The sequence below is a fragment of the Umezawaea sp. genome, assembly GCF_057122925.1.
Genome location: NZ_DBNGPQ010000065.1, coordinates 1 through 26902 on the forward strand (window position 1 = coordinate 1; position 26902 = coordinate 26902).

22 protein-coding genes and 3 pseudogenes are annotated in these 26902 nt (G+C 69.1%); 15 read left to right on the forward strand and 10 right to left on the reverse strand.

Features of this window, described 5'->3' with window-relative positions:
* Window positions 1-2236 precede the first annotated feature (2236 nt).
* Entirely contained in the window at window positions 2237-2713 is a 477-nt protein-coding gene (locus tag AC156L_RS14525) for a hypothetical protein (RefSeq protein WP_330876535.1), read from the forward strand.
* Window positions 2710-3747, forward strand: coding sequence for a tyrosine-type recombinase/integrase (locus AC156L_RS14530; protein ID WP_330876534.1), 1038 nt, complete (start codon window positions 2710-2712; stop codon window positions 3745-3747). Before AC156L_RS14525 ends, AC156L_RS14530 begins: the two co-directional genes overlap by 4 nt.
* Window positions 3748-4261: 514 nt before the next feature.
* On the opposite strand, the gene AC156L_RS14535 is transcribed toward AC156L_RS14530, so the two are convergent.
* Together AC156L_RS14535 and AC156L_RS14540 are read right to left on the reverse strand one after the other, a co-directional pair.
* Window positions 4262-5419 (reverse strand): sensor histidine kinase, encoded by a 1158-nt coding sequence (locus AC156L_RS14535; protein ID WP_330876533.1) that lies wholly within the window; start codon window positions 5417-5419, stop codon window positions 4262-4264.
* A gap of 22 nt (window positions 5420-5441) precedes the next feature.
* Window positions 5442-7571 carry an MMPL family transporter gene (locus tag AC156L_RS14540; RefSeq protein WP_330876532.1) on the reverse strand — a complete coding sequence of 710 codons (2130 nt, stop codon included), beginning with the start codon at window positions 7569-7571 and terminating at the stop codon, window positions 5442-5444.
* Between the two features lie 234 nt (window positions 7572-7805).
* Here AC156L_RS14540 and AC156L_RS14545 point away from each other — a divergent pair, with 234 nt between their 5' ends.
* Complete coding sequence (locus tag AC156L_RS14545) at window positions 7806-8258, forward strand: MarR family winged helix-turn-helix transcriptional regulator (RefSeq protein WP_330876531.1); 453 nt, start codon at window positions 7806-7808, stop codon at window positions 8256-8258.
* Window positions 8259-8266: 8 nt separating this feature from the next.
* Here the strand turns inward: AC156L_RS14545 and AC156L_RS14550 are convergent, their stop codons facing one another.
* A complete protein-coding gene (locus tag AC156L_RS14550) occupies window positions 8267-9655 on the reverse strand; it encodes an MFS transporter (protein WP_330876530.1) in 1389 nt (462 codons plus the stop codon).
* A gap of 153 nt (window positions 9656-9808) precedes the next feature.
* On the opposite strand from AC156L_RS14550, the gene AC156L_RS14555 reads away from it, so the two are divergent.
* The 6 genes and pseudogenes from AC156L_RS14555 (at window position 9809) to AC156L_RS14580 (ending at window position 13891) form a co-directional block, all read left to right on the forward strand.
* Window positions 9809-11005: a cytochrome P450 gene (locus tag AC156L_RS14555; RefSeq protein WP_330876529.1), complete on the forward strand. Its 1197-nt coding sequence runs from the start codon at window positions 9809-9811 to the stop codon at window positions 11003-11005.
* Window positions 11002-11193 (forward strand): ferredoxin, encoded by a 192-nt coding sequence (locus AC156L_RS14560; protein ID WP_330876528.1) that lies wholly within the window; start codon window positions 11002-11004, stop codon window positions 11191-11193. The genes AC156L_RS14555 and AC156L_RS14560 overlap by 4 nt, the downstream gene beginning before the upstream one ends.
* Window positions 11194-11210: 17 nt before the next feature.
* A pseudogene (locus AC156L_RS14565) lies at window positions 11211-11525 on the forward strand (FAD-dependent oxidoreductase); the annotation flags it as partial.
* A gap of 101 nt (window positions 11526-11626) precedes the next feature.
* Complete coding sequence (locus AC156L_RS14570) at window positions 11627-12430, forward strand: NAD(P)/FAD-dependent oxidoreductase (protein WP_330876527.1); 804 nt, start codon at window positions 11627-11629, stop codon at window positions 12428-12430.
* A gap of 43 nt (window positions 12431-12473) precedes the next feature.
* A complete protein-coding gene (locus AC156L_RS14575) occupies window positions 12474-13199 on the forward strand; it encodes a DUF3159 domain-containing protein (RefSeq protein WP_484406923.1) in 726 nt (241 codons plus the stop codon).
* A 29-nt stretch (window positions 13200-13228) separates the two neighbouring features.
* Window positions 13229-13891, forward strand: coding sequence for a response regulator transcription factor (locus AC156L_RS14580; protein WP_330876525.1), 663 nt, complete (start codon window positions 13229-13231; stop codon window positions 13889-13891).
* A 145-nt stretch (window positions 13892-14036) separates the two neighbouring features.
* On the opposite strand, the gene AC156L_RS14585 is transcribed toward AC156L_RS14580, so the two are convergent.
* The 4 genes and pseudogenes from AC156L_RS14585 to AC156L_RS14600 form a co-directional block, all read right to left on the reverse strand.
* On the reverse strand, window positions 14037-14318 hold the full coding sequence (locus tag AC156L_RS14585) for a hypothetical protein (RefSeq protein WP_330876524.1): 282 nt from the start codon (window positions 14316-14318) through the stop codon (window positions 14037-14039).
* Window positions 14319-14364: 46 nt separating this feature from the next.
* Window positions 14365-14502 (reverse strand): annotated as a pseudogene (locus AC156L_RS14590) (transposase); the annotation flags it as partial.
* An 89-nt stretch (window positions 14503-14591) separates the two neighbouring features.
* Window positions 14592-14783, reverse strand: a pseudogene (locus AC156L_RS14595) (transposase); the annotation flags it as partial.
* Between the two features lie 305 nt (window positions 14784-15088).
* Complete coding sequence (locus AC156L_RS14600) at window positions 15089-16996, reverse strand: S9 family peptidase (RefSeq protein ID WP_330876523.1); 1908 nt, start codon at window positions 16994-16996, stop codon at window positions 15089-15091.
* Window positions 16997-17029: 33 nt separating this feature from the next.
* On the opposite strand from AC156L_RS14600, the gene AC156L_RS14605 reads away from it, so the two are divergent.
* The 4 genes from AC156L_RS14605 (at window position 17030) to AC156L_RS14620 (ending at window position 22140) form a co-directional block, all read left to right on the forward strand.
* Window positions 17030-17554 carry an IS3 family transposase gene (locus tag AC156L_RS14605; protein ID WP_330876522.1) on the forward strand — a complete coding sequence of 175 codons (525 nt, stop codon included), beginning with the start codon at window positions 17030-17032 and terminating at the stop codon, window positions 17552-17554.
* Window positions 17555-18131: 577 nt separating this feature from the next.
* A complete protein-coding gene (locus tag AC156L_RS14610) occupies window positions 18132-19133 on the forward strand; it encodes a hypothetical protein (protein WP_330876521.1) in 1002 nt (333 codons plus the stop codon).
* Between the two features lie 692 nt (window positions 19134-19825).
* Entirely contained in the window at window positions 19826-21847 is a 2022-nt protein-coding gene (locus AC156L_RS14615) for an NACHT domain-containing protein (protein ID WP_414719896.1), read from the forward strand.
* A gap of 53 nt (window positions 21848-21900) precedes the next feature.
* Window positions 21901-22140 carry a hypothetical protein gene (locus AC156L_RS14620; protein ID WP_330876520.1) on the forward strand — a complete coding sequence of 80 codons (240 nt, stop codon included), beginning with the start codon at window positions 21901-21903 and terminating at the stop codon, window positions 22138-22140.
* A gap of 63 nt (window positions 22141-22203) precedes the next feature.
* Here AC156L_RS14620 and AC156L_RS14625 read toward each other — a convergent pair whose 3' ends face one another.
* Entirely contained in the window at window positions 22204-22989 is a 786-nt protein-coding gene (locus AC156L_RS14625; RefSeq protein WP_484406925.1) for a helix-turn-helix domain-containing protein, read from the reverse strand.
* A 139-nt stretch (window positions 22990-23128) separates the two neighbouring features.
* Here AC156L_RS14625 and AC156L_RS14630 point away from each other — a divergent pair, with 139 nt between their 5' ends.
* The gene (locus AC156L_RS14630; RefSeq protein WP_330876518.1) at window positions 23129-24007 is read left to right on the forward strand and encodes an NmrA/HSCARG family protein; all 879 of its coding nucleotides are present in this window, start codon (window positions 23129-23131) and stop codon (window positions 24005-24007) included.
* A gap of 110 nt (window positions 24008-24117) precedes the next feature.
* Entirely contained in the window at window positions 24118-25017 is a 900-nt protein-coding gene (locus AC156L_RS14635) for an NADP-dependent oxidoreductase (protein WP_330876517.1), read from the forward strand.
* Between the two features lie 517 nt (window positions 25018-25534).
* Here AC156L_RS14635 and AC156L_RS14640 read toward each other — a convergent pair.
* Together AC156L_RS14640 and AC156L_RS14645 are read right to left on the reverse strand one after the other, a co-directional pair.
* Entirely contained in the window at window positions 25535-26209 is a 675-nt protein-coding gene (locus AC156L_RS14640) for a hypothetical protein (protein WP_484406926.1), read from the reverse strand.
* Window positions 26210-26358: 149 nt separating this feature from the next.
* On the reverse strand, window positions 26359-26883 hold the full coding sequence (locus tag AC156L_RS14645; RefSeq protein ID WP_330876515.1) for an RICIN domain-containing protein: 525 nt from the start codon (window positions 26881-26883) through the stop codon (window positions 26359-26361).
* Window positions 26884-26902: the final 19 nt, after the last annotated feature.

Below are 26902 nucleotides of genomic sequence, written 5' to 3' on the forward strand. Positions count from 1 at the left end.
CAGCGTCAGCCCTCGGGTCTGGCGAGGATCGCAACACCGTGCCGGGTCTGATCTACGTGCAGACTGCGGTGGGCGTAGCGCCAGCCCTTCGGGACTGGCGGGGATCGCAACCCCAGCGACGGTCCCCACACCGCCGACACCATCCAGCAGCCTCAGCCCTTCGGGACTGGCGAGGATCGCAACAACCGCTCGATCGCCAACGAGGCGCAGGAGGCGTGCAGCGTCAGCCCCTGGGACTGGCGAGGATCGCAACATGGTGTTCGAGGCCGCCATCGGTGGCGTGCTGAGCGAGCAGCGTCAGCCCCTGGGGCCTGGCGAGGATCGCAACCAGCGCATAGTTGGGCAGGGCCTCCGGAAGGTGGGCAGCGTCGGCCCTTCGGGACTGGCGAGGATCGCAACATCGAGATGGGCGGCCGGTCTTCTTACCTGGCCATCGCAGCGCCAGCCTTCGGTGGCAGCATCGACGTCGCTTGCGCAGTACTGCTCGCTAACGCCCAGTAGGTCCACCCGGTGGAGCCGTCAAGGAAACTCGCCGCCTCGATCAGCTCCAACTCGGTGAGCGAATCCACCTGCAAGCCCCGGTCTCAGCGGGAACCAGCGCCGCCAGCAACCCCGCGTCGCGCAATGGGGCCAGGATCGTGGGATCGATCGCCGCTGGTCCTCGCTGTCATCGGCACCGGCGCGCAGCGTGCCGCAGATCTGCTCGATGGCGGCCAAGAGCCGGTCGCGGTGCGGACTGCGTGCCGCCGCAGACATCAGGTGGGTTCCATCCAAGAGATGAGGAGCGGATGGGGCTCCGCGCTCAGCGAAGCGGAACTCGCACGGAACCGGAAGATCGCCGGGGATTGCGAACCCCTTGCTTGATGAAGCGCCAGTTCCTTGGGACTGACGAGGATCGCAACGGATCCATCCATCTGTATTGCTGAACCCGCACGTGCAGCGCCAGCCCTTCGGGACTGGCGAGGATCACAACTCGTAGATGTCGCGCTGCTGGGTGAGTTCGCTGCTGGCAGCGTCAGCCCTTCGGGACTGGCGAGGATCGCAACGGACGCCTGTGGTGGGACTGCCCCGCGGTCACGAACAGCGTCAGCCCTTTTGGGCTGGCGAGGATCGCAACATCGCGTTGTACGCGGCGTTCCACGCCTGCCAGTTACTGCTGCCCGTGGTCTGCGCGGTGAGCAGGAACAGCAGCGTCATTCCGTCGTGACTGACGAGGATCGCAACTTCCTCAACGGAGCGGACTCGGGCGGGATTATCAAGGCACCGCCAGCCCTTCGGGACTGGCGAGGATCGCAACATTAGTGCCATGAGGACGATCTCGACGCGGTCGGGGGCAGCGTCAGCCCTTCGGGACTGGCGAGGATCGCAACCAGAAGGCGGACGTCGATGACGTGATCCCGCCCATGCAGCGCCAGCCCTTCGGGACTGGCGAGGAATCGCAACATCGTGAACATGTCCGACTCGGCACTCGCCGCGCAGGGCACTTCGAGTAGTAGACCCGGCTGCCGTTACAGGCGCCAGCATCGAGCCGCTCCTGACCACGGCGCCGAGTTCCGGGACCTGGGGTCGGCGGTCGGCTTTGGCACCCAGGGGCACGCAGCAGTGAGGCCTTCGCGCTGAGTTTGTCCGCGGGTCGCATTAGAACTGTTTGACCGACGGCTCAGGACGTTGACGAGCATGACGATGGTCGCGTCAGGCGTTGTCCAGCCGGGTGATGCCCGACGGTGCACCGACGGCGCAGCAAGGTCAATACCAAGCCTATGAGTACGCCTCGTGCCGCGCTTACGATGCAGGGGTCACCCGAGCCGCCTTCGGTGATGGACGAGGGGTGGTGAGCAAGACGGTGAGTACAGCCGACTCAAGTCGGATGGGTAATGCCATATCCCGTGGCGCAACCAAATACGGATATCACTGCGACTCATTCTACTGAAATGTTCTCCAGGATCCTCATCCTCCTCTACAGTCTCCTGAATTCCATGTGTTTCACTGTTACACGCATACGTCAGTTTGATGTGATATGAAGTGATGTACGCCCGAGGTGTCAGTTGGATCAGTTTCCGGTAAGTGGAAAAGGTGATGTCCTCGGTGGGGTGCAGTCTGTACGGCATGGGTTGGGGGAGGGCGGAGGAGTGGCTGTGTCGTCCTATGCGGGAAGAGTGAGTTGGGTCGGTGGCGAAGCGAATGATGTCGCGTTGCTCTGCCCGTCGAGGTGCATCACACTAGCGGACGCGCCCTGATGGATGACAGTTCGTACGATCGTACGATCGCCGAACTGGTGATCAATGCCGTCGTCCCGACCTTCTCGGCAGACGAAGCGCGGAACATCGCCGCGCTGCCGCTGCTCGATCTTGGTGCGCTGTCTCGAGATGGATCCATGGTCTACGGCATCGCCACACTGGATGGAGGAGGACGCGCGAGTGAACGCTTGATCACGCGGCTACTGGGATGGCAGCCGGGTCAGAGCCTGGACTTCGCGCGAGTAGCGGATGTCATCGTGGCCCGACGCCATCCCTCTGGTGCCTTCCGCGTCCCTGGCAACACGTTGGTCACTATACCCGCCGCCATGAGGCATTGGTGCGGGCTGTCACCCGGCGACCGCGTGCTGCTGGCGGCCGCGCCCGAGCAGGGAGTGCTGCTCATCCACACGATGGCCGCTCTGGACCGCATGGTGGTCCGGCACAACACCGAACTCGCAGAAAACGCGCAGTCGTGAACCTCGCGGCGGACGGTCCGGTCGATCTCGAAACAGCACGGATGGTGCTGGCACGACTCGGCGTCTCGGTAGCCGACCTGCTGGAAGACCCGACACCGAAGCCTCACGCGCCAACGTTCAGCGACTACCTGCCGACCGTGATCGACGCGGTACCGGCCGGATCACGCAAGGTCTACACCCCTTACTGGAACAGAGTGTTGGCCCACTGGGGCGAACGGAGACTCGACGACATCACACCCTCCGACATCGCCGCGCTCGCCGAACACGTCAAGCGCACGGCGGTGCCGCGCCGCAACGCCCGCGGTGGAAACTCCGCCGCCGAACACCTGATCGGCGCACTGCGCTGCCTCTACCAGCATGCCCTCGCCGACGGCATCATCAGCGACACAACCAATCCCGCCGCCAAAGTGGCCAAACCCCGACGACAACCGTCCACTCGGCGAGGCCTGCCCGACACGCGAGTCGAGGAACTGATGCACATCGCCTCCACCACCGGGAACGATCCCGCACTGGACGCGCTGCTGCTGCGCCTGCACATCGAGACCGCTTGCAGGCGCGGAGGCGCGCTCGGCTTGCGCCTGGTCGATGTCGACGAGCAGCAGTGCCTGGTGTTGTTGCGGGAGAAAGGAGAGACCCAACGGTGGCAACCGGTGTCGCCGACACTCATCGCCCATCTCCTCGCCCATGCCGCCCATCGTGGAGGTGATCACAGTGGGCCGATTCTCCGGTACGCCAACGGAAAGCCCATCACGAAGAGCCGATACGGCTACCTGTGGCAGCGGCTGGGCAAGCATCTGGCGTGGGTGCGGGCGCAGCAGGTGAGTGCGCACTGGTTGCGGTACACCACGTTGACGTGGGTGGAACGCAACTTCGGCTACGCGGTGGCACGTGCGTTCGCGGGGCACTCCAGTGCGCGGGACGCGGGAACTACCACCACGTACGTCCGGGCGTCTGTCGAGGAGGTCGCCACTGCGGTGTCGGCGCTGACCAAGGAACCGCATCCCTTGGCGCAGACTGTCCGCGGGCTCCGTTGATGATCTACGGAACGTCCTGCTAATTTCTCTTGCATGGTGAATTTCGCAGATATTGCGAAATTGCGCAGCTGTGGGGGCGCAAGTCCCCCCTCGGTCACGTTTTACCCCACGGATCCGGATCGCACTTTTGCGGTCCGGATTTTCGTATTTTCAGGGCTGGCTCCCGATGGCGATACGGTCGGTGTAGCAGGTGACCGTCATCGCGTTGACGTGCAGGAACGTAGCAACCTCCGCAGGACTCGGTCGATCCTCGTGATCGTTTCCGGCGAGGCGGGTGCCGATCCTGGTGATCAGTAATTCCTCGCGAAAGTACAACGGCAGGGGAGTGTCCGCTGTGCGGGTCCGGCTGCTCGAATGACCATGACGACACCGGTAACCGGCATGCCCATGCACCCAGTGCGAGTCCATTCGACGATCACAACCACACCGCCGCCGTCCACGTCGCCTGCGCACGCGGCCTCCTCCACCATCTGCCGCCGGGTGGGCACGGCGTCGGTCCAGGAGTAGCAGTGGATCACCAGGGCACCTGGTGCTCCTGCCACGTGGCCAGTGGGATGGTGAGGAAGACAGCGTACAGATCGTGGTCGGCCGGGCCTGCGGACACCCATCCGCCGACCGCGTGCGCGCGTTCCCGCATGCCGATCAACCCGTATCCCGCCGATCCCGCCGGGCCGGGACGGGCGCCGGTGTTCACCACGCGGGCGAAGAAGGTGTCCTCGGCGTAGGTCAGGGTGATCGTGACGACCGGGCCGAACGCGTGCTTGGTGACGTTGGTCAGGGCTTCCTGGACGATGCGGAACGCGGTCAGCTCGACCAGCGGAGGCAGCGGCCGGGGTGGGCCGTCGACGCGCACGGTGACGTCGATCCCGGCTGACCGACAGGCTTCGACCAACTCGGGGAGCTGGTCGAGGCCCGGCGCGGGCGTGGTGCACGCGGGAGGATCGTCGTCGGAGTCGCGAAGCAGCCCGACGGTCGCCTTCAGTTCCCGCAGCGCCGCCGACGTGGAGCGGTTCAGCCCGGTGAGCAGCTGGCGGGCCTGCTCGGGACGCTCGGCCATCAGATGGGACGCGGTCCCGACCTGCGCGTTGGCAACGGTGAGGTGGTGCGCGACGACGTCGTGCAGCTCACGGGCGATGCGCAGGCGTTCCTCGCTGATCCGGTGGCGGATCTCGTCGTCGCGGCCCCGCTCGGCGTCCTCGGCGCGGGCTTGGACCATCCGCAGGTACGCCCGTTGGGCATGGGTCATGCGTCCGGCGAACACCGCGGGCAGCAGCCACAGGGCGACACCGGCGGTCCGCAGGATCAACGACCCGCCCGTGGGTGTGGTGTCGCCCGCCATTCCGCCCAGGATCACCGCGCCGACGGCGAACCCGGTCCACCAGGCGGTCGCCCTTGGGCCGGCCGACACCGTCAGCCGGTACAGGCACCCGATCAGCGGGGCCAGCAGCAACGGCGTCGGCAGGTAGTCCGCCGCACAGGCGGCGGCCTCGCAGCCGACGGCGATCACGGTCGCCACGCGCGGATGTCGGGCGGCGGCGAACAGGGCGACGCTCGCGGCCAGGCTGAGCATGGCGCCGGGCAGGACCTCTGCCGGCCGGAAGATGCCCTCGGTGCCGAGGCTGGCACCGAGGGCGGCGAACAGGAACGCGACCAGCGCGGTCACCACGTTCATCGGTTCGACTCCACCCGGACGGTCAACGCCCGCTCAGCGCGTGGACGGGCGTTCGGTCGGGCTCGGGTCCGGGCTGTTCGTCGTTCAGCGCCTCGCCCTCGACGTCGACGTGGGGCAGCACCCGGTCGAGCCACCGGGGCAGCCACCAGGCCCGCTCGCCCAACAGTCGCAGCACGGCTGGGACTAGCGTGAGCCGGACCACGAAGGCGTCGAAGAAGACCGCGGTCGCGAGCCCGAGGCCGACCATCTTGATCAGCGGTTCGTGGGCGGCCGCGAACCCGCCGAAGACCGCGACCATGATCACCGCGGCGGCGACCACGACCTTGGAGCTCTGCCGGAAGCCGGTGACGATCGCCTCGTGAGCGGGCTTGCCGTGCGTGTGCGCCTCGCGCATCCGCGAGACCAGGAAGACCTCGTAGTCCATGGCCAGCCCGAACACGATGCCCACCAGCAGGATCGGCATCAGGCTCATGACCGGTCCGACCTGCTCGACGCCGAGCAGATCCGCCGCCCAACCCCACTGGAACACCGCGACGATCACCCCGAGCGAGGCGAACAGCGACAGCAGGAAGCCGAGCGCGGCCTTGACCGGCACCCAAACCGACCGGAACACGACGAGCAGGAGCAACAGGGCCAGGCCCACCACGATCGCGATGTACGGCAGCAGGGCCGCCTGCGTCTTCTGCGCCATGTCGATGTCCAGCGCGGTGGTGCCGGTGATCTCGTAGGTCACCAGGTTGGCCGCCTCCACGAGGGGGCGATCGGCGCGCAGCGACTCCACCAGGTCCTCGGTGCGCTCGTCGGTCGGGCCGGTCGACGGCACGGCGCTGAAGATGGCCGTGTCACCCGCCTGGTTGAAGGTCACCTTCGAGACCGACACCACGCCGCTGGTCGCCTTGACGCTTTCCGCGACGAGCGTCACCGCGGCTTTCGGGTCATCGGCGTCGCGTGCGTCGACCACGACCGTCAACGGGCCGTTGAACCCGGCCCCGAACGCTGAGGCCCGCAGGTCGTGCGCTTGGCGTTGGGTGGCCGTGGCGGGCAGCGCCGCGTCCCCCGGCGTGCCGAGTTGCAGGGACAGTGCGGGAACCGCGATCACGGCCAGCACGCCGACACCGGCCAGGGTGATGAGGAGCGGCCTGCGCAGGACCAAGCCCATCCACGCCTGGGCGGGCGACCAGCGCTCGGGAGTGGGCACGCCGATGTGGTGCCGCGCCCGTCCCAGGACCCGGTTCGGGGCGAAACCCAGCAGGGCGGGCACGAGGGTGAGCGCCACCAGGACGGCCACCAGTACAGCGCCCGCGGCGGCCACGCCCATCTTCGCCAGCATCGGGATGCCCACGACCGACAGGCCGGCCAGTGCGATCACCACGGTCATCCCGGCGAACACCACCGCCGAGCCCGCCGTTCCGACCGCGCGACCGGCCGCCCGTTCGGCGTCGTCCGGGCCGTGGCGTTCCTCCCGGTAGCGCGAGACGACGAACATCGCGTAGTCGATGCCGACCGCCAGCCCCAGCATCAGCGCGAGCATCCCGCTGGTGATCATCATCCCCATCGGTCCGGCTGCCGCCCAGACGCACAGGAACGAGATGGCCACCCCGATGATCGCCGTCATCAGCGACAGGCCTGCCGCCACCAGCGAACCGAACGTCATCAGCAGCACCAGCGCCGCGATCGCGACCCCGATGAGTTCCACGGCGCTCATCTTGGTGCCGGTCTTGAGCGCCGAGCCGGACACCTCCGCGGTCAGCCCCCCGGCTCGGGCCAGTTCCACCGCCTTGCCCAGCGCGGCACGCGACTCGTCGGTCACGTCGGGCGACGGCACCGCGTAGGTCACCGACGCGAAGCCGGTGGAACCGTCCGCGCTGATGCTCCCGCCCGCCGACGGCGGCGTGACCCGTGACACCTGAGGACCGCCGGAGACCGACGCCAGCGCCGCCTCGATGGTCCGCTGGCTCTCCGCGTCCGTCACCGACCTCCACGGCGGGGCGACGAACACGATGGTGGCCGACGCACCGTCCGCGGCCACACCGGGGAACCGCTCCTTGATGAGGTCGAACGCCTGCTGGGACTCGATTCCCGGCATGGTCGGCCTGGTGGTGACGGGCCCCTCCGACTTGACGGCCAGCAGCACGGAACCACTCAGCGCCACCAACCACACGACGACGACCAGCCACCGATGGCGAAACGAGAACCGGCCAAGACGACTCAGCAATCCAGCCATGACAAGACACTCCACTTCCTTCGAACGTGGCTCGAAGCTTCCCGTCCGGACCCCGCCCCCGTCGTCGTTCGGATGCGGGCACCGCGTACGGGGATCGCAGTAGGGAACGGCAGTAGACTCACGCCGAGCCCGATGCGGGCGCGGCAAGTCCAGGATGGAGCGATGGCGCAACGACAACGGCTGGAAGACCGGGTCATCGAGGCGATCACCTTGCTGACGCGCGCCTCGAACACCTACTTCGAGGACCTGGCCGCCAGCTTCTCCGAGCACCTGGGCCGGGGTACGATCCAGCCGCTGATGGTGTTGCACCGCGACGGGCCGCAGCGGGTTTCGGCTCTCGCGGCCTCCTTGGGCCTGGACCGCACGACCGTGACGCGCCACCTCGACGAGCTGGCGCAGCGCGGTCTCATCGACCGTCAGCCGGATGAGCGCGACCGTCGCGCGCTCGTGGTGAGCCTCACACCGATGGCCGCGGATCACCTCAACGCCATGCGCACCAAAAACCGGCAACGGATCCGGCGGGTCTTCGCCGACTGGACCCCGCAGGAGCGGGAGATGTTCGGGGAGATGCTGATCAGGTTCGCCCGCCGTGGCGCCGAGGAGTTCCGCGACTAGCCCGTCCATCAGGTCGGCGTCGTCGCGGCCACCGCGGGACTCCGTTCGACGGCGCGCCTCGGGATGAAGGCGGAGATCAGCAGTGCGATCAGGGCCGCGCCCGCGCCGAGCAGGAGGATGGCGACGATCGCGGTCTCCGACGGGACGGTCAGGGTGCCCACGGACGTGGTCGAGGCGACCAGCAGCAGACCGGTGACCGCGCTCGCGCTGGAGGTGCCCAGCGCGCGGCAGAGGTTGTTGAGGCTGTTGGCGGCCGCGGTCTGCGTGACCGGGACGGCCGCCATGATCAGCGAGGGGACGGCGCCGTACCCCAGGCCGATCCCGGCGCCGACCACCATCGTGCAGAGCAGCACCTGCCAGAGGTGTGAGTGGGCCAGCGCCGCGAAGCCGTAACCGGCTGCGACGACGAGGGTGCCGATCATCAGTGTGCGCCGGGGGCCCGCGGTCCGGGTGATGAGCGCCGACAACGGGGACATCGCCATCATGCACAATCCGCCTGGCGCCTGGAGGAGCCCCGCGATGAAGATCGTCTGCCCGAGTCCGTAACCGGTGGCCACCGGCATCTGCAACAGCTGGGTGAAGGCCAGAGGGCTCATGAGCATCGCGCCGGCGAAGACCGCCGAGGACGCGTTGGTGAGCGCCACCTGCCGGACCCGGCTGGCGCGCAGGTCGATCAGGGGCTGACGGGCGCGCAGCTCCCAGGCGCCGAACGCCGCCAGCAGGACGACCGCCGACCCGGCGGGCAGGCCGATGGTGAAGCTCGTCCAACCCCAGAGGCCACCCTTCGAGATCGTCAGGAGCAGGCAGACCAGAGCCGCCGTGAGCAGCGCGGCCCCCAGGGCGTCGAAACGCCCGCCGGTCCGCTGTCGCGACTCCGCGACGAGAGTCGACACGAGCAGCGCGGCCAGTGCCGCCAAGCCCGCGGACACCCAGAACAGCAAGCGCCAGTTCGCGTACTGCACGAGCAGCGCCGACAGCGGCAACCCCAGGGACGCTCCAACGCCCAGTGACGCGCTCATCATGGCGGTGGCCGGCGCGAGGCGCGGCTGGGGCAGGTGGTCGCGCATGAGGCTGATACCCAGCGGCACGACGCCGGTGGCCAGTCCTTGCAGTGCGCGACCGACCAGCAGAGGTGCCAGGGAACCGCTCAGCGCCGCGACCGCCGAACCGGCGACGAGCGATGCCAGGCAGATGAGGAGCAGGCGCCGCTTGCCCCACATGTCGGCGAGTCGCCCGCTGACCGGCGCCGCCACCGCGCCCGCCAGGAGCGTGACCGTGACCGCCCACGAGGCGTCGGCCGCAGAGACGTCGAGGAGCCGCGGCAGTGCCGGCAGGAGAGGGATGACGACGGTCTGCTGCAACGACACGGTGATCCCGGTGAGCGCGAGTACGGACACCAGAAACTTCGGCGAAGAGGTCTGGCCCACAGCGGCACTCCCGTGTGACGACCGCGACCCAGCGTCGCGGATTAGGTGTAGAGGGTCGCATAAATTACGTGTACGGTGCTACATGTCGAGGCGTCGGGGGAGTGCCTCTCGGAGGGAGCGGACATGGACTACGAGCTGGGATCACCCGAGTTCTACCTGGGGGATCCGGCGCCTGCCTACCGGGCGTTGCGCCAACAGTCACCAGTGCACTGGAACGACGCCAACGGCGGTTCCTGGGCGATCACGCGCTACGAGGACATCAAGTGGATCGGTGCGCGGCCACACCTGTTCTCCTCGGCCCAGGGGGTGAACGTGCAAGACCCGAACCGCCCGTCCGGCGGTGTGAGCAAGATGCTGATCACCACTGACCCGCCGCGGCACGGCGCCCTGCGCAGGCTGGTGTCCAAGGGGTTCACGCCGCGCCAGATCGCCCTGCTGGAGCCCGGCATCCGCGACATCGTCCGCGGTGCGCTCGATCGGGTCGAGGCAGGCGTCAGCCTCGAATTCGCCGAGGGGATCGTCGCGCCGGTACCGACCAGGATCATCGCCGAGATGATCGGCGCGCCGCACCAGGACTGGGAGGACTTCCGCGCTTGGTCCGACGCGGTGATCGGTGCGGCTGACCCGGACATCGCCATGACGCCCCAAGAGGCGTTCGGCGCGGTCAGCCACTACTTCCAGCACCTGATCGAACTTCGGAAGTCGAGCCGCGCCAACGACCTCGTCTCGACCCTGCTGGACGCCGAAGTGGACGGTGAGAAGCTCGCCGACGACGAGATCGTCAACTTCCTCCGCCTGCTGCTGCTCGCCGGGAACGAGACCACCCGCAACCTGATCGCCCTGGGCACGTTGGCGCTGATCAACCACCCCGATCAACGGCAGAAGCTCGTGGACGACCCCGCCCTGATCCCCAGCGCGGTGGAGGAGATGTTGCGCTGGACCACCCCGGTCACCCACATGACCCGCACCGCGACCGAGGACGTCACCCTCCGGGACGAGGTCATCAAGAAGGGACAGACGGTCATCCTGCTCTACGGCGCCGCGAACCGCGACGAGGACGTCTTCGGAGCCGATGCCGAGGAGTTCATCGTCACCCGCAAACCCAACCCTCACCTCGCGTTCGGCACGGGCGAGCACGCCTGCCTGGGTCTGTCGCTGGCCAGGTTGGAGGCGCGGGTGTTCTTCGAGGAGTTGATCTCCCGGTTCTCCGGCATGGAACTCGACGGCGAGGTGGTCCGCATGCGGTCGAACATGGTGCCCGGCGTCAAGCGGATGCACGTCCGCCTGAGCCCCGCGGCGCAGGAGGCGGCGCTGTGGTGAGGATCGTGCTCGACCGGGCCAAGTGCACCGGAATCGGGATCTGCGAGTCCCTCGCGCCCGAGGTTTTCGAAGTGGACGCCAACGGCGACCTGGCCGTCCTGCGCGTCGAGGTGCCTTCCTCCGCCGAGGCCGACGTGGCCGCGGCTGTCGAGGGCTGCCCGACCCAGGCACTGAAGTTCGAGGCGTGACCGGGGTGGCGTCGCAAATGGACAGACCCGACCGCGGCGCGCTCGTCGTGGCCGGTGCCTCGCTCGCGGGCCTCCGGGCGGTCGAGTCCGCCCGCGAGGCCGGGTTCGACGACCGGATCACCCTGGTCGGAGCGGAGGCCCGCCTTCTCCGCGACCGGTCTCCGCCGAGCAAGGAGTTCCTGTCCGCGGGGGCGCCGATCGACCACGTCCCGCTCCGCGGTCACCCCGAGCTCGCCGACGACCACGGCGTCGACGTGCTGCACGGCGAGCACGCGACAGGTCTCGATCCCGATGCCCGTGTCGTGCGCATGCGGGAAGGACAGATCCCCTGCAGCGCACTGATCATCGCGACGGGTGCGCGCACTCGTGGGCCGCGGGGCGCGAGCGGTCTGGTGGGCGTGCACGTCCTGCGCCCCTCGACAACGCCCGTTCGGTGCGCCGCGCCCTGGACGAAGGTGCTCAGGCGGTCGTCGTCGGAGCGGGCTTCATCGGCTCGGAGGTCACGTCGGCAGCTCGCGGGCGTGGTCTGCCGACCACGATCGGCGAAGCGCTGCCCGCGCCCATGGCCAGGTCCATCGGGCAGGCGCTGGCCTCCCCGCACGAGAGGAACGGCACCACGATGGCCTGCGGGCAGGAGGTCACCGCGATCGAAGGGAGCGGGCGCGTCGAACGCTTCCACCTGGCGGACGGCACCTCGATCGAGGCCGACCTCGTCGTAGCGGGGATCGGGGCGGCCCCAGCCACCGAGTGGCTTGCCGGCAGCGGATTGCCCATCGATGACGGGGTCGTCTGCGACCAGCACCTGCGAGCCGGCGGCGCCGACGTCTACGCGGCGGGCGACGTCGCCCGGTGGCACGCCCCCGGTTCGGCACGTCGATGCGGGTGGAGCACTGGTCGAACGCCGCCGAGCAGGGAGCACGGGCGGCGCGGAACGCCCTGTTTCCAGCCGTGGCCGAGCCGTACCGGACCCTGCTTCTGGTCCGACTGGTACGGCTCGCGCATCCAGTTCGCCGGTGTCGCGGACGGCGACGAACACGTCGTGGTGTCGGGGGAGTCGGCGGGCGAGCGATTCGTGGCCCTCTACCGCCGCGGTGACGAGCTGAGCGGGGCACTCACCCTCGACGGACAGCGCCACATCATGAGGTGCCGGCGGCTGATCGCCCGAGGAGCGAACTTCGACGAAGCGCTCGCACTCGCCCAAACGATGGCCAACCGCCATCCAACTACGAGGTCGTGACATGAGCAGTGCTCTTGTGGCACCGCCTTGATCGTAGGAGGAAATGATCGTGACCGAGCCCATCAACGACCAGTTCGAGCGAGGGGAAGCCATACCCGGTGCTTCTCCGCCGAACGGCGATCCGGTCGTGCCCGAGAAGGCGACCGACCGGTTCGGCAAACCAAAGGGAAAGGGGTTCCTCTACGCGACGATCCCGGTCGTCGTCTTCGTCACGGCCAACGCGCTCCTCCCGCTGACCGCGACGATCGTCATCTCCGTCGTGGTCGGGCTCGGGCTCGTGGCGTTCCGGCTGCTGAAAGGCGAGCGTCCCCTGACGGCGCTGGGAAGCCTGGTCGGCATTGCGTTCGCCGCGGCACTCGTCGCCGTGACCGGCTCGGCGAAGAACTACTTCGTCGTCGGGATCTGGGCCTATTTCGTCGGTTTCCTGATCGCCGCGCTCTCACTCCTGATCCGCCGTCCTGTCACCGGGGTGATCTGGAACTTCACCCACGGCCGGAACAACCCCTGGAGGGAGGACCGCGGCGTCCTGCGAGCGCATTTCTTCGCCACGCTGGCGGCGGCCGTGGTCCTCGGCGCGCGGTTCGGCGTCCAGCAGTGGCTCTACCTCGTCGACAGCACCAACGGCCTGGGCTTCGCCCGCATCGCCATGGGCACACCGATGTCGCTGGCGGTGGCCGTGGTCGTCGTGTGGGCGTTCCGGCGCAGCAGCAAGCTCCTCATCGGGAAACCGGGGCAGGGGACGACTTCGCCCGACGAGCGCGCGCCGTGAACTGCGACGCGGGAACACCAGGTGCTCCGATGATCCGCATCCTCCTCGCCGACGACCAGGCGCTGCTCCGCTCGACGTTCCGCATGCTGATCGACTCCTGCGACGACATGACGGTCGTCGCCGAGGCTTCGAACGGCGAGGAGGCGATCGATCTCGCCCGGCGCCACCGTCCTGACGTGGTCCTGATGGACATCCGGATGCCGCTCCGCGACGGCTTGGCCGCGACACAGCAGATTTGCTCCGCCAATGACCTCGTGGGTACCCGCGTGCTGATTCTGACCACCTTCGAAACCGACGAACACGTGGCCCGTGCGCTCAAGGCCGGGGCGAGCGGATTCCTCGGCAAGGACGTCACGCCAGAGGGTCTGCTGGACGGGGTTCGAACCGTCGTGGCCGGGGAAGCGCTGCTCTCGCCCGCCGCCACCCGCGCGCTGATCGACCGCTTCCTGTCCGGTAACGGCGACATCAGCGATGTGCCCCAGGGGTTGCTCGCGGCCCTGACCGACCGCGAGCGCGAGATGACCGCTTTGGCCGCGCACGGCCTGTCGAACCAGGAGATCGGTGAGCGGTTGTTCGTGAGCCCTTTGACCGTGCGCACGCACATCCACCGGGCGATGTCGAAGGTCGGGGCACGCGATCGCGCGCAACTCGTTGTCATCGCCTACCAACAAGGGCTGGTCCGAGCCCGCTGACGTCGACCTCGCAAGCGAATGAGACCGTCCCGGAAAGAAGTGGAAGAACTACGCAAGTTGAGTAGTTCTTCCACCTTGCTGGCGCCTACTCACGGCCACGCTTAACACTTCGAGTTGCGGCAGGGTGTAGGTGTCCGTTTCCGAGCTACGTCCGTTGATTGAGTCGGCGGACGGTGATGCGGATCATGGCCTCGTGGTTGTGTCGTAGTCGTTCGTAGTCGCGGACGCAGCGGCGGTGGCCGGTGATCCAGGCCAGGGTTCGTTCCACCACCGATCTTCTGGGCAGCACGGTGAAGTACGGCGGATCGGGACGGTGGACGATCTCCACGACCAGACGAAGTGTCTTGTGGGCCCGGTGGATCAGGGGGCCGGTGTGGCCGCCGTCGGCCCACACCAACGAGGTTCGCTTGCCGGCGGTGTCGCGCATCCGCCGCAGCAGGCTGCGCGGCGACTCGTTCCTGCGTCGAGGCCGGGGTGACCACCACGGCCAACAGCAGCCCCATGGTGTCCACGACGATGTGACGTTTGCGGCCGGGGACCTTCTTGCCCGCGTCGTAGCCGCGGGTGGCATGGCCGACTGTCTCGGCGGCGCGCACCGACTGCGAGTCCATGGCCGCCGCCGACGGAGCCGCCACCCGGCCCTCCGCCAGGCGGACGCGGTCGCGCAACGCGTCGAGCAGACGCTGTCACCGGCCTTCTCCCACAGGGCGAAGCGCTCGTAGACCGTGGGCCAGGGCGGGAAGTCCGCGGGCAGTGCGCGCCACTTGATGCCGTTGTCGACCACGTCGAGGATCGCGTTCACGATCACCCGACGGCAGTGCTTCTCCCACCGACCGCCCCGGCCTGCCAGGCACGCCGGATCGGGCAGCAGCGGATCCAGTTCACCCCACTGGGCGTCGGTGAGGTCGGTGGGCTACCGAGCCGTCCGTGGGGTGGGCTGGTGGGAGGCGGCCAGGCGGCAGCACGGGGCACCCTCGGTGGAACAGCCCGCGGGCATCGGGCACGACAACGGAACTCCTGGTGGAACGGCGCATAGACACCGTCCGATCTACCAGGAGTTCCCTCGTCCGCGCACCACAGGCCCTCCACCCGCTCAAGCTCGGAAACGGGTACTTGCAGCACGGTCTGGCCGAGATCGCCTTTGCTTCTTGCGGTCGTCAGTGTGGGAACAACGGTGCCAGGACCAGGCACGTCCGGTCAGGGCTGGAGCCAGCGGTCGAACCAGGCGCGGGTGCGACGCAGGACGTCGAGTTGGTGGTTGCGTTCCCGGATCGAGTGGCCCTCCCTGGGGTAGATGACGAATTCGTGCTCGGCGCCGAAATGGCGCAGGGCCCGGTGGAAGTACACGGCTTGGCCGAGGGGGACGTTGGTGTCCTCGGCGCCGTGCAGGATGAGCACCGGCGTGCGGACGCGGCTGGCGAAGGAGATCGGGCTGACCGCGTCGTGCGGGTGTGGGCCGATCCCCTCCCACCCGATGCTGCCGCTGAGTGCGCCCTCGAGCTGGCCGTGCTCCCCGGTCGCGGCGAGCATTCCCCAGTCGGTGATACCCGCGTTGACCAGCGCGGCGCGAAACCGGTTCGTCTGCCCGATCGCCCAGGCGGCCATGAAGCCGCCGTGGCTGCCGCCGGCGATGCCCAGTCGGTCGGGGTCGGCGATGCCCTCGGCGATGAGCAGGTCGATGCCGGTCAGGATGTCGGACCACTCCTCCCGGCCGACCCTGCCCGCGACGCTGGCCGCGAACGCGTGGCCGTGGCCCTGGCCGCCGCGCGGGTTGGGCAGGAACACCGCGTACCCGGCGGTGGCCAGCCACTGTGCCTGTGCGCCGTGGAACGAGAACAACTGGAGGCGATCGGCGTACCGGTCGTCGGGGCCCCCGTGCACGATCGTGACGAGTGGGAACGGGCCGTCCGAGGCGGACTTCCCGGCCGGCAGTACGAGCAGACCGTCCAGATCGAGGCCGTCGGCGGCTCGATAGGCCAGCGGTCGCTGGGTACCGAGTGCGATGCCGTCCAGTTCGGGGCGGGTGTCCGTGATCTTCCGCAGCGGCCCGGTCGGTGGCCCGACACAAACGTTCGTGGGTTCGTGACGGGTGCCGGTCAGTGCCGCGATCGTCTTGCCCGCTGGGGTGGTGGTGAGGGCGTCGAGGTGGCCGGGGTGCTGCGACAGCGGCGTGGGACCGTCGGGGTCGAGCCGGGCCAGGGTCGTGTTCAGGCCGTTGGCGAAGACCACCAGCGGGGCGGCGTCGGTCTGGCGCAGTTCGGTGGGGCACATCGGCAGGTCGGCGGTGCGGTTGCGGCGGACGCGGCTGCTCATAGCCAGGTCGAACACGGCGGTGCCTGCGTGGAGGACCGGTGGGGTGAGGGCGAGGTAACCGAGGTGCCAACCGTCTTCAGCCGGCCACCAAGCCAGGGATTGTGCGTCGACCTCGACCGGTCCGAGGTCTTCCGCGGTCCCCGTGGCGGGGTCGAACAGGTGCAGCCGGCCGGTGCGGGGGCCGTAGTCCTTGTCGGCGCTGGCCTGGGTGAGCACGGCGAGCGGGCCACCGTCGGGTCGTTGCCGCAGTTCCACGACGTGCCTGTCGCCGAACACATCCGGGGTGGTGACCTGGCCGGTGCGCAGGTCAAGCAGGCGCAGCCGAGCACGCGGTTCGCGCTCACCGACGACAATGGCGTCGTCACGGTCCTGGGCGCGGCGCACGTCCTGCTCGGTGGGCTCGTCCTCGGCGAGCAGCGCGATCAGGTTGGGATCGGCGAGCGGCCGGTGGTCGATGATGCCGGCGCGCCAGTGGGTCACCGCGGTCACCACGTCGTCGGCGGGGGTGAGCCGGTGCAGCTGCGGAGCGCCACGCTCGGCGCGGTCGGACAGGAAGTACAACGTGCCCGAGTCCGCGGACCAGCGGGGCAGGGACTCCGTCGCGGTGTCGGCGGTCACCCGACTCCACACACCGTCGCCGTCGATGTCGGCCAGCCAGAGCGCGGTGTCGAGGTGGTCACCGATTCGGCTGATGGGGGCGAGAACGTAGCAGAGCAGATGCCCGTTCGGAGCGAGAGCCGGTGTCTGCGGGACGCGACCCTCGACCACGAGTTCAGCGGTCAAACCTGTCATGTGATCAGTGTGCCAACGTCAACAGCGCGCCACGTGGCCGAGTCGCTGCGCTCGGCGCACTCGGCCGAGGCGTGCAGCCGCGACAACGGTGCAGCACCCCAACGCGCCCGGCCAGTCGAGGTGCGGATAAGCACTGATGACTACAAGATCACCCCGCTCAAGAAGGCCGCGCGGGAGCTACTGGGATGTCCGCATCCGCGACGGGTACCGCGCGGGGTCTGCGCCGAGCAGGCCATCGGGATCAGCACCGACGAGTTCACGCGCGCCAAGGACTCCGGGCTGCGGTTCCCGCGCAACGTCTTCCCGCTCGTGTTGGTTGCCCTGGGGCCGTTGAGCGGCTCTGCGGACGCGGCGGGGCTGCGGCGTCGCTGGCCAGGCCTGGAGATTGCGAGTCACACGATCGTGTGCACCTTGACCCTGGAGTTGACCGTGGCCATGGCCGACTACATCGACAACTTCTACAACCTCCACCGGCGCCACAGCTACCTGGGCCAGATCAGCCCCAGCGAGTATGAGGCGCTCTGGCACGAGGTCCAGTGCAGCCCCCAACTCCCATGACGGCGGCTCAGCAACAGGGGGCCGCATCACCCGGCCCAACTATCGGGGTCCCGTCACTCGCCAGGTGGCTCCCACATCGTCACCGCCGCTGCGCGCGCCACCTCGACGAGGGGCCCGCCCACGTCGCGGGCGGGCCCTGTTCCGCCAACGGCGCAGACAGGTCACTCCCGCCAACACCGCGACGCCGAGGCGATCAGCTGACCGAGCAGCACCTTGCCCATCTCCAGCGCGACCTGCGCGGGAGCGCGCCACCCCCCCGGAGGGAACACCAGCATCGTCGGGGTTGCGGGGCGGCGAGAACCAGAACGGCATCGCCATCACCTTCCTTTCGGGCCCCTGGAACGGCGCACACGCGAACCTTGCGGGCCGAAACGCGATTGACCTGTGGTCCTGTCCGTTCCGCTCGAAGACGGCGGATGCCCAGTCCGGTGACCAGCAGTCCGCCCCGTAGGTCCTGACTGCGATCGATCGAGTTGTTCGGACCTGGTTGGCGGATTCGACGACGGGAGTACCGCGGCTACCGTGATTACGGTCCAGACCGTAATCACAGTGGCCAGCGCCGATGAGGAGGTCCGACTTGAACGTCCGCTCCCTGGCCGCGACGGCGGTACTCGCTCTGACCGCGGGCATGCTTGCCGCCACGCCCGCGCAGGCGGAGACGTTCGCTACCTTCACCCCGCAAACGATCTCGGTGCCCAAGCAGGTCCGGCCTGTCGTGCACAGCGTCACTCCCGTAGGCACCATCTCGCTGGACATGACCGCCACGCAGACCGCATACGTGGTGTCGAAGATGCGGGTCAACGACGCCACCATCCGCAGCCTCTTCGACAACGAGGTCGTCTGCCAGGGACCGGGCGGCTGGAGCAAGAACATGGTGATCGGGCAGAACGTCTACGACATCGATTCGGGCTCCCCGTTGCGGGACGTGACGCTCTACACCCGGTTCCTCGTCCACCCCGGCGTCGCAGGCAGGGTCACCTGCACCGCGAACGTGCGGGGCAACTCGCTCAGCCGGGACAGCGCCGCCACCTACCGGCTGGTCAGCGGGTACCTCACGTTCGCCGACACCTCGGTCGTCAACGCCGCCGACGGGCAACCGGCGCAGTCCAGCGTGAGCGCGGGGACGCACGCCCTCAACGGCGGCACACTGCGGCTGCCCGCCCTCGACCACTTCGACCTCCCCTCGGCAGTGCAGGGCCTCAACGTCGTCGGCGACGTCAACCTGAAGGTCTGCCATCCGGACGCCCCGTGTGACACGTACGGGTCTGCGCAGGTGAAGTTCACGCTCTTCGTCAACCAGTGGAAGTCGGACGGCGCACTCTGCAAGGCCGACAGCAGCATCCAGGTCACGCACGACGTGCCGTACTGGATGCACCACAAGTACGTGCCGCTCAACAAATCGGACTTCACCGTGAGCACGGCGCCGGGCTGCATCCCCCGGTTCAACGCCTACGTCAAGGCCGAGTGGCTGAGCGGCCAGACCGCCGGAATCCACGGCACTGCTGACCTCACCGACTCCCAGGGCTCGACGACCACGCACGACTCCGACATGAGCCACGCCTACGTACTGCCGTACTGACCTACGGGGCTTGTCTTCGGCCGTGGTCCAGAACAGCCAGAACGGCTGGGAGGCGATGTCCATGACGTCGGCGTCGAAGTCGAGCAGGATCAGCGTGTCACGCTCGACCCGGGACTCGTACGCGACCAGGGTGCCCGTCGTGGTGGTCCACCAGTGGCCGGAGCAGCGCCGTTGGCCCTTGTAGGAGGGGAACTCGCGCACGGGCAGGCAGGACTCGAACGGGATCCGCCACGCCTTGGTCAACGGCAGGCGCTGCTCGTCCTCCTCGTCGGTGAACGCGATGTCGAACAGCTCGTGGGTCGCCGGCCCGGCGCCGCCGGGCACGAGGTCCAGGTTCCGCACCGAGGCACCTTCCCGGTAGAGCACGGCCCGCTCGCACCAACCCTCGCCCACTGGTCCTGGACTCCGCCATCGCCCCGCCAGGTACACCCGGACTCCGCCACCTCTGCGCGGAACGGTCAGGTCCGCGACGTCGGTCCGGACGAATCGCAGCCCGGTTGTCCGGGCCTGCTTCGCGGATTCGGTGGTGTACGCCGATTGGGTGATGGGCTGCGTTCGACGGTATGGACACGGTGGTGAGGCGTGAACGAATCGCCTGTGGTTGCTGGCGGGCTCTGCGCACTTGAACGGTTGGTGCAGAACAACGAAGATCAACGGCAAACCATCGCCGCGGAACCGGGGATGATCGTGCGGTGAAGAGGATGCGGGCATCGGTTGCGGTCGGCGGCGGGTCGGTCGCGCTAGCGGTTGGCTGCGCCGCCTGGGTGTACGCGCAGTCGGGCGAACTCGCGGACCGCCTGGACAAGGCGGCGAGCGTGGGCGGGCTGTTGGTCGGGCTGATCGGCCTGCTGGTCACCGTGCACGGGGTGTTCCTCGCTCGCCGATCGGGCGGTGTGTCGCCAGACATGGTCGTCGAGCACCTGGCGGCCGAGGTGGGGCGCCGAGTTCGGCGCGAAGTCGGTGTCCGGGAGTTGGGGCCGCACGCGCTGGAAGTCCGCTGGGCGAGTACGCGGCGCGACGTCGCCGAGCCCGGCGCCCTGGAAGGTGAGGTGTGGGAGCTGCCGGACGTGTTGCGGGCCGCGCCGCGGCTCGTCGTGCTGGGAGAAGCAGGGGCGGGCAAGAGCGTGGCGATGCTCCTGATGGTCGTGCGCCTGCTCGACGGCGAGGGACCGGTGCCCGTGCCGCTGGACGTGTCGCGATGGGTGCCCGACCCGAACTTGTCGCTGGCCGAGTGGTGCGCGCGGCGCATGGCCACTCTCTATCCACCTCTACCCGGCCACCAGGACGAGCACGAGGCACTGTGTGCGCGGTTGGTGGAGAGCGGGCGGGTGCTGCCGGTGCTCGACGGCTTGGACGAGATGCCGGACGGCATGGGGCCGGATGTCGTGCGGGAGTTGAACAAGGCTGTCGTGGAGTTGCCTGGGTTCGTGGTGTCGTGCCGTTCGGACGTGTACGAGCGGGCCGTCGCGGACGCTGGGGTCATCGTGGCCGACACGCCGGTCGTGGAGATCCAGCCGGTCACGGTCGACGCCCTGGTCCGCTACCTCACCGCCGGACGCCCTCCCGGCGACAGGCGTTGGGACCCTGTCGTGGACGGCCTGCGAGCGGACGGCCCGCTGGCGGCGGTCTTGTCCTCGCCGTTGATGGCGTGGCTGGCCCGTACTCAGTACAGCACCACGCGTTCCGACCCGGCGACGCTGGCCGCACAGCCCGACGAGGCTGCGTTGCGGCAGCAGTTGCTGGACGGCTACCTGCCCGCTGTCTACGGCGAGCACGCGATGGGCGACCGCCGTTACGACCCGGCACGGGCCGCGACGTGGCTCGGACATCTCGCGGGACACCTGCGGGTGCTCAGGGCGGGTCCGCACTTGCGTTGTCTGGATCTGCACGCGACCGTCCGCCCGTCGCGCATCGGGCTCGTGATCGGTTTGATGGCCGCACTGTCGTGGTGGGGTGGTCGTGGTACCGGCGCCGCGGCGGGAACGATGCTCGCCGCGGCGAGCGTGGCCGTCGTGCCCAAGGTGCTGCGCAACGTCGTCGGGTCATTGACCATTGCCCCGTTCATGGCGGCGTTCGTGCTGATGTACGGCGGGACGGTCGCGATGTTCGCGAAGTTCGTCCTGCCCGAGGCGTGGTTCAGCGCCGATATCGCGATCGGTGTCGGGCTGGTCGCGTCGTTCGCGGCGTTGACGGTGTTCAAGCTGTGGCTGACGCACGCCCCGGTCAACACCCGCTCCTTCTTCGATGACGATCAGGACTCGTTCCGCTCCTACAACGGCATCGACGGCGAGCGCGACTCGGACTTCTTGCGCGAACCCGACCCCAGAGCGGCCGTGCGGCGGGCCAGGGTGGAGTTCCTGGGCACGTGGGCCGTAGCGTCGACGGTCGCGACTCCGGCGGTGACGGCGCTGCGCGAAATCGAGTTCGCGCTGGCGGCCGGGTGCGTGCTGGGCCTGCTGGTGGCCGTGCAGTTCTCGGTATGGCCGTACTACGCCGCAGCACGGCTCGTGCTGGCGGCGCAGGACCGCCTACCGTGGCGGCTGGTGCCGTTCCTGGAGGACGCGCACCGACGCGGCGTGTTCCGCCAGTCTGGCGCGGTCCTCCAGTTCCGGCACCTCATCCTCCAGGAGCACCTGGCCTCCCGTTTTCCGCTGCGACCCATTGAGTGGTCGGACGGCCCCAGTCGCGGGCGCGGGCGTCCCACCGTCGGCTGACCGTCAGGTCGTGACTCGGTCAGCGGCGGACGCTGCTCACCACTGGACGGATCATGGAACGCGAACTCGGACTCCTGCTTCAGGACCGCGTGGGCACCGCCGTCGACCGGCACCAGGGGCACGCCTCATCGCTGGACTGTGGTCGTGTGCGGTGCGGCAGAACGAACGCCTCCGACGAGCTGTGCCGCGTCAGCGACTGGACGATGAGGTCGCTCAGCGTCGCACCGGCCGAGGCCGTCGATGCTGGCGAGGCGCTCTGGGTGGTGGAGGAGGGAGTCACCCTCCCAGCGTGAGCTCCCGCACCATTGGGCTGCCACCGGTGTTCCGCCAGGAACCACGGTCGCTCCGCCGACCTCTCACCCAGGGGAGCTGCGGTAGGACCGAGCCGACGAGCGATAGCTCCCCGGTGTCTGACCGACCAGCCCGGTGAAGGCGTCGATGAAGCTGCTGGGGTTCGACCAGCCCAGCCGGATCGCCGTGGCGGTGACCGAGGCACCGTCGCTGAGCTCGATCAGCGCCCGTTGGATGCGCAGCAGGGTGCGCCACTGGTGGAAGCTCATCGACAGCTCGCTGCCGAACAGTCGGCTCAGGGTGCGTTCGCCGGCGCCGGCGCGGCGGCCAAGCTCGGCCAGGGTCGCCGAGCTTGCCGGGTCCGCGTGGAGCAGGTCGGTGACCGCCTTGAGACGCCGGTCGCTCGGCTCCGGGAGGCGCAGCGGCTCCTGTGCGGCGCGGGCGAGCTCGGCGAGTACGACGTCGATCAGCAGCCGCGCACGGGGGCTCTCCAGCGGCTCGCCCTCGGTCATCAGCGCCAGGTAGGCCTCGCGCAGCAACGCGCTCGCCACGAAGACCGACGGCTCGGCCGGAAGCTGTCCGGTCAGCGTCACGGGCAGCGACAGCACCCGGATGTCCGTCTCGCCGTACGCCTTGCTGCTGTGCACCGCGAAGGGCGGCACCCACATGATCCGGCTGGCAGGCGCCACCCAGGTGCCCACCCAGGTCGCTGTGACCAGGGCCCCACGCGCGGCGTAGCGGAGCTGGCCGTAGTCGTGGAAGTGCGCGGCCACGTCGGCGCCGTGGGGCAGCGACGCCGACAGCGGCGCATCGTCGGTGCAGAAGCTCGGCTCGCCGCTGGGGTCGGACACGCCGTCGAGGCTACCCACCACTGGCGGGTTTTCGGAAGAACCTGGCGTGATACCAGTGGCGCGCCTGGCGCCGCAGACCGCACCCTGGAGACATGTCACAACAGATCAAGGTCGAGGCCGCTGGTGAAGGGTGGCAGCGATGAGCACACGGACGACCGGCACGATCGCGGTCTTCGGTGCGACGGGGCGACAGGGTGGAGCGGTGGTCGACGCGCTACTGCACCGCGGGGCGCGGGTGCGGGCTCTGGTCCGCGACCCCGAGTCCGGGCGGGCTCGGGCGCTGGCCGCCCGCGGCGTCGAGCTGGCGGCCATCCGGACCGACGACCCGGCGTCGTTGGCCGCCGCGCTGACGGCGGTCGAGGCGTTCTCCTTCATGACCCCGGAGGCGAACAGCCTCGAAGGGGTCGAGACGGAGATCCGCATCGGCACCGCACTCGTCGACGCGGCGGTCGCGGCACGCGTCCCGCACGTCGTGTTCAACTCGGTCATCGGCGCGGACCGGGAGGCGGGTGTGCCGCACCACGACTCGAAGCACTGGATCGAGGAGCACCTGAGGAAGTCCGGCCTCAGGGCCACGATGGTTCGCCCTGCCCCCTTCATGGAGGAGATGGCGCCGAGCCTGGAGCACGGAAAGATCGTGCTGAGGCTGCCGCTGCCGGAGGACGTCGCCCTGAAGATGATCTCGGTCAGGGACATCGGCAGGATCGCCTCCGCGATCCTGCTCGACACCGCGGAGGCACCCGGCGGAGCCGTCGATCTCGTCGCCGACGAGCTGACAGGCCCTCGGATCGCCGCAGCGTTCGGCGCGCGCGCCGGGCTCCCGGCACGTTACGAGGCCCTCCCGTTGAGCGTGCTTCCCAGCGACCTCGACAGGGCGATGTTCCGCCAGTTCGCGAAGGCGGCGGAACACCCGTCGGACCTCGCGGTGGTGCGGGCGATCGAGCCGGCCACCCTGGACCTGGCCGAGTGGATCCGATCCACCGGCTGGACCGTGCCCACGAACGCGGCTGTTTCCTGAGCCTCCGGCCGCGGTGAACGCCCCGCGATCGTGCCCGCGGTCTCGGCGCTGCGGGCACGTCAGCGCATCCGTCGACGTTCGACGTCATGACCCGAGGAACGCAGAGAACCATGCGAGCGATCACCTTCTCCGCCTACGGCGGGCCGGAAGTCCTGCGGCTGTCCGACATCCCCGTGCCGGAACCCGGCACGGGGCAGGTGCGGCTGGCCGTCCGGGCCGCCGGGATCAACCCTCTCGACTGGAAGGTCCGCTACGGTTCCAAGCAGCAGAACTTCCAGATCTCCTTCCCGCACACCCCCGGTTTCGAAGTGGCCGGCGTCGTCGACGCCGCCGGCGAGGGCGCGGAGTTCGCTGTCGGCGACGAGGTGTTCGGCTGGCCCGACACCGGCGGCTACGCCGAGTACGCGCTGGCGAGGACGCTCGCACTCAAGCCGGCAGGCATCTCGTGGGCAGACGCGGCGGCGCTGCCGGTCGCAGGCGAGACCGCGCTTCGCGTCCTCGGACAGCTCGCGGTCCGCGAAGGCGAGACGCTGCTGGTGCACGGCGCCAGCGGCGCGGTCGGGCGCTTCGCCGCGCAGGTGGCCGTCGCGCGGGGCGCTACCGTCATCGGCACCGCCGGCGGCCGGAACCTCGACGACCTGAAGTCGCTGGGGGTCGTGCCCGTCCTCTACGGCGACGGCTGGGAGGAGCGGGTTCGCGGGGCCACGCCGGGACCGGTGGACGCCGTGCTCGACGCCGCCGGGCACGGGGTGCTGCCGGGGTCGGTCGAGTTGCGGGGTACGAAGGAGCGGATCGTCACCATCGCCGACGGGGCCGCCTTCGAACTGGGGATCCCGTACTCGGGTCCGGAGCAGTCGCGAGAGGTGCTGACCAGGGTCGCCTGCTGGGTGACCGACCGCGGGGTCCGGATCGCGCAGGGCAAGAGCTACCCGCTCCAGGACGCGGCCGCCGCGCACATCGACAGCGAGGACGGTCACCCCGGCGGGAAGCTCACGCTCGTCATCAGCTGAACGGGAGCGCGGCTCCGTGCCTGCGGAGACCGGGCGTGCCTGGCAGACCGATCAGACCGGCGCGCGGTCACGATCACCGCGAGCAGCGAGCCGAGCACATCGGTGGCGATGTGCTCGGCTCGCGCCCCTTGATCTTCTTGTTCGCACCGATCTCCTGGTCGGATTCGTTGACGTTGCGGGAAGTCTTCGCACTCTGCGGGTCAAGGATGGCCGCGGTCGGAGTCGCCGACCGTCCACTTGCGACACTGACCCGGTCTCGCAGCCGGTCGTGCGTCCTCTTGGGAGCGGCGGGGAAAGCGATCGCGCGGTGTCCGCCGTCCCATCGGGCAGGGTGCGCCGGGAGCGGCGCCCGGTCGGGCATCGGTGGCGCGTCGACCCGCGAGCGGGTGCGCACGCCGGCCAGGGCGTCGGGCGGCGCGGTGGTGATCCCGTACAGCTCCACCAAGGATGCTGTCGCTGACCGCCGCCGGCGGTGCCCGCAACCGAGTTCGACGCTCCGGGAAGACGGTGGATCGGTTCAACACCGGTCGTCGGCCTTCCGGCCCGCCGGTGCCGGGTTCGCGAGTCGCTGCCGTGCCGCGGCCCGCACCTCGGCCGCTCTGATCTGCTCGTGCCGCGAGTAGGCCGTGACCGCGGCGCCCGCGACCGCGACGATCGCGAGGAGCACGCCGTGGGTGAGGCCCGGCACGCCGATCGGCGACCTCCATCCGAAGCCGAGGTTCGAGGCCAGGACCTGCACGATCACCACGATCGTGAGCAACGGCGCTGTGGCGAACAGCAGGGTGTGCAGCATCGCCTCGCGAACGGTGAACCGGTGCGCGCTGATCATGCGCCGGCACGCGTGGATGAGTGCGATCGCGCCAACAGCGCCCGGACCCGCCGCTCCGTTCAGCACCTTGAGGCCCACGGTGGCCTCTTGCGCCGCGTAGGCCTGGTCGTAGGTGACGGTCGGGCTGTCGCCGCCCAAGTCCAAGCACACGTGCCCCGGCCGCATCGGCTCACCGCCGCAGGTGGGCGGTCCCTCGAACGTGACGAACTGCGCCCACACGCACATCCCGAGGCAAACGGCCAGGAAGATTCCGCCGAGCACGCGGAGCATCGCCGCACCCGTGCGTTGATCATGGTTCATGGGACGAAACGATTTCCGGTCACGGCGCGTGGGTCGATCATCGACATGGCGTTGAGCTTCCAACCACTCGACCAGGCGTCATTCGAATCGGATTCGCCGAACTGATTCGGCGCGCAGACCCACCGGCTGAACTGCCGAGAAGCGCACGCCGCGGCAGGAGAGGAGGACGCCCCGTCGTGCCCGACCCCTCGACGGGCACGACGGGCACGGGGTCACCAGCGCTGTGCGGGACCGTCGTTGCGGTCGAAGGCGCGCAGGCCGAATTCAACGCTGTCGTCCACGGCCCTGCCGGTGGCCTTGTTCACCAGGGTCACGGTGCTGTCACCCCAGACTGTCCCGTACCAGTCCTGGTACGCCATCTCGTTGCACGGGAAGCTGCGCAGGCCGGCCTCGAAGCTGTCGTCCAGGCAGTTGCCGGTCGCCTTGTTCCTGATCTGGACCGAGCCGTCACCCCACGACCGCACGAACCACGCCTGGTGGTCGTTGTGGTAGTCGGGCATGACGCGAAGCCCGAACTCGCTGTCGTCGAGAACCCGCCCGGTAGCGACGTTGTGGTACCGGTCGATGACAGCGTCCTCAGCCGCGTTCGCGGTCGTGGCGGGAGCCATGGCGGCGAGCACCAGCGCGCCGGTGGTGATCGTCTTGCGCATCTTGTCCTCCTCGGTGTCCCGGCCGGGGTGGCCGGGTGTCACCACCGTGCCGTCCGACCCCTGCGAGAACCCTGCGTAGCTGGTCACTGGCACAGCGTCACCCTGT

Bases quoted from the DNA above. Each gene is read 5' to 3' on its own strand.
- AC156L_RS14525 (WP_330876535.1), top strand. From the start codon at position 2,237: ATGGATGACAGTTCGTACGATCGTACGATCGCCGAACTGGTGATCAAT.
- AC156L_RS14535 (WP_330876533.1), bottom strand. From the start codon at position 5,419: ATGAACGTGGTGACCGCGCTGGTCGCGTTCCTGTTCGCCGCCCTCGGT.
- AC156L_RS14545 (WP_330876531.1), top strand. From the start codon at position 7,806: ATGGCGCAACGACAACGGCTGGAAGACCGGGTCATCGAGGCGATCACC.
- AC156L_RS14555 (WP_330876529.1), top strand. From the start codon at position 9,809: ATGGACTACGAGCTGGGATCACCCGAGTTCTACCTGGGGGATCCGGCG.
- AC156L_RS14575 (WP_484406923.1), top strand. From the start codon at position 12,474: ATGATCGTGACCGAGCCCATCAACGACCAGTTCGAGCGAGGGGAAGCC.
- AC156L_RS14580 (WP_330876525.1), top strand. From the start codon at position 13,229: ATGATCCGCATCCTCCTCGCCGACGACCAGGCGCTGCTCCGCTCGACG.
- AC156L_RS14585 (WP_330876524.1), bottom strand. From the start codon at position 14,318: ATGCGCGACACCGCCGGCAAGCGAACCTCGTTGGTGTGGGCCGACGGC.
- AC156L_RS14600 (WP_330876523.1), bottom strand. From the start codon at position 16,996: ATGACAGGTTTGACCGCTGAACTCGTGGTCGAGGGTCGCGTCCCGCAG.
- AC156L_RS14620 (WP_330876520.1), top strand. From the start codon at position 21,901: ATGGAACGCGAACTCGGACTCCTGCTTCAGGACCGCGTGGGCACCGCC.
- AC156L_RS14630 (WP_330876518.1), top strand. From the start codon at position 23,129: ATGAGCACACGGACGACCGGCACGATCGCGGTCTTCGGTGCGACGGGG.
- AC156L_RS14635 (WP_330876517.1), top strand. From the start codon at position 24,118: ATGCGAGCGATCACCTTCTCCGCCTACGGCGGGCCGGAAGTCCTGCGG.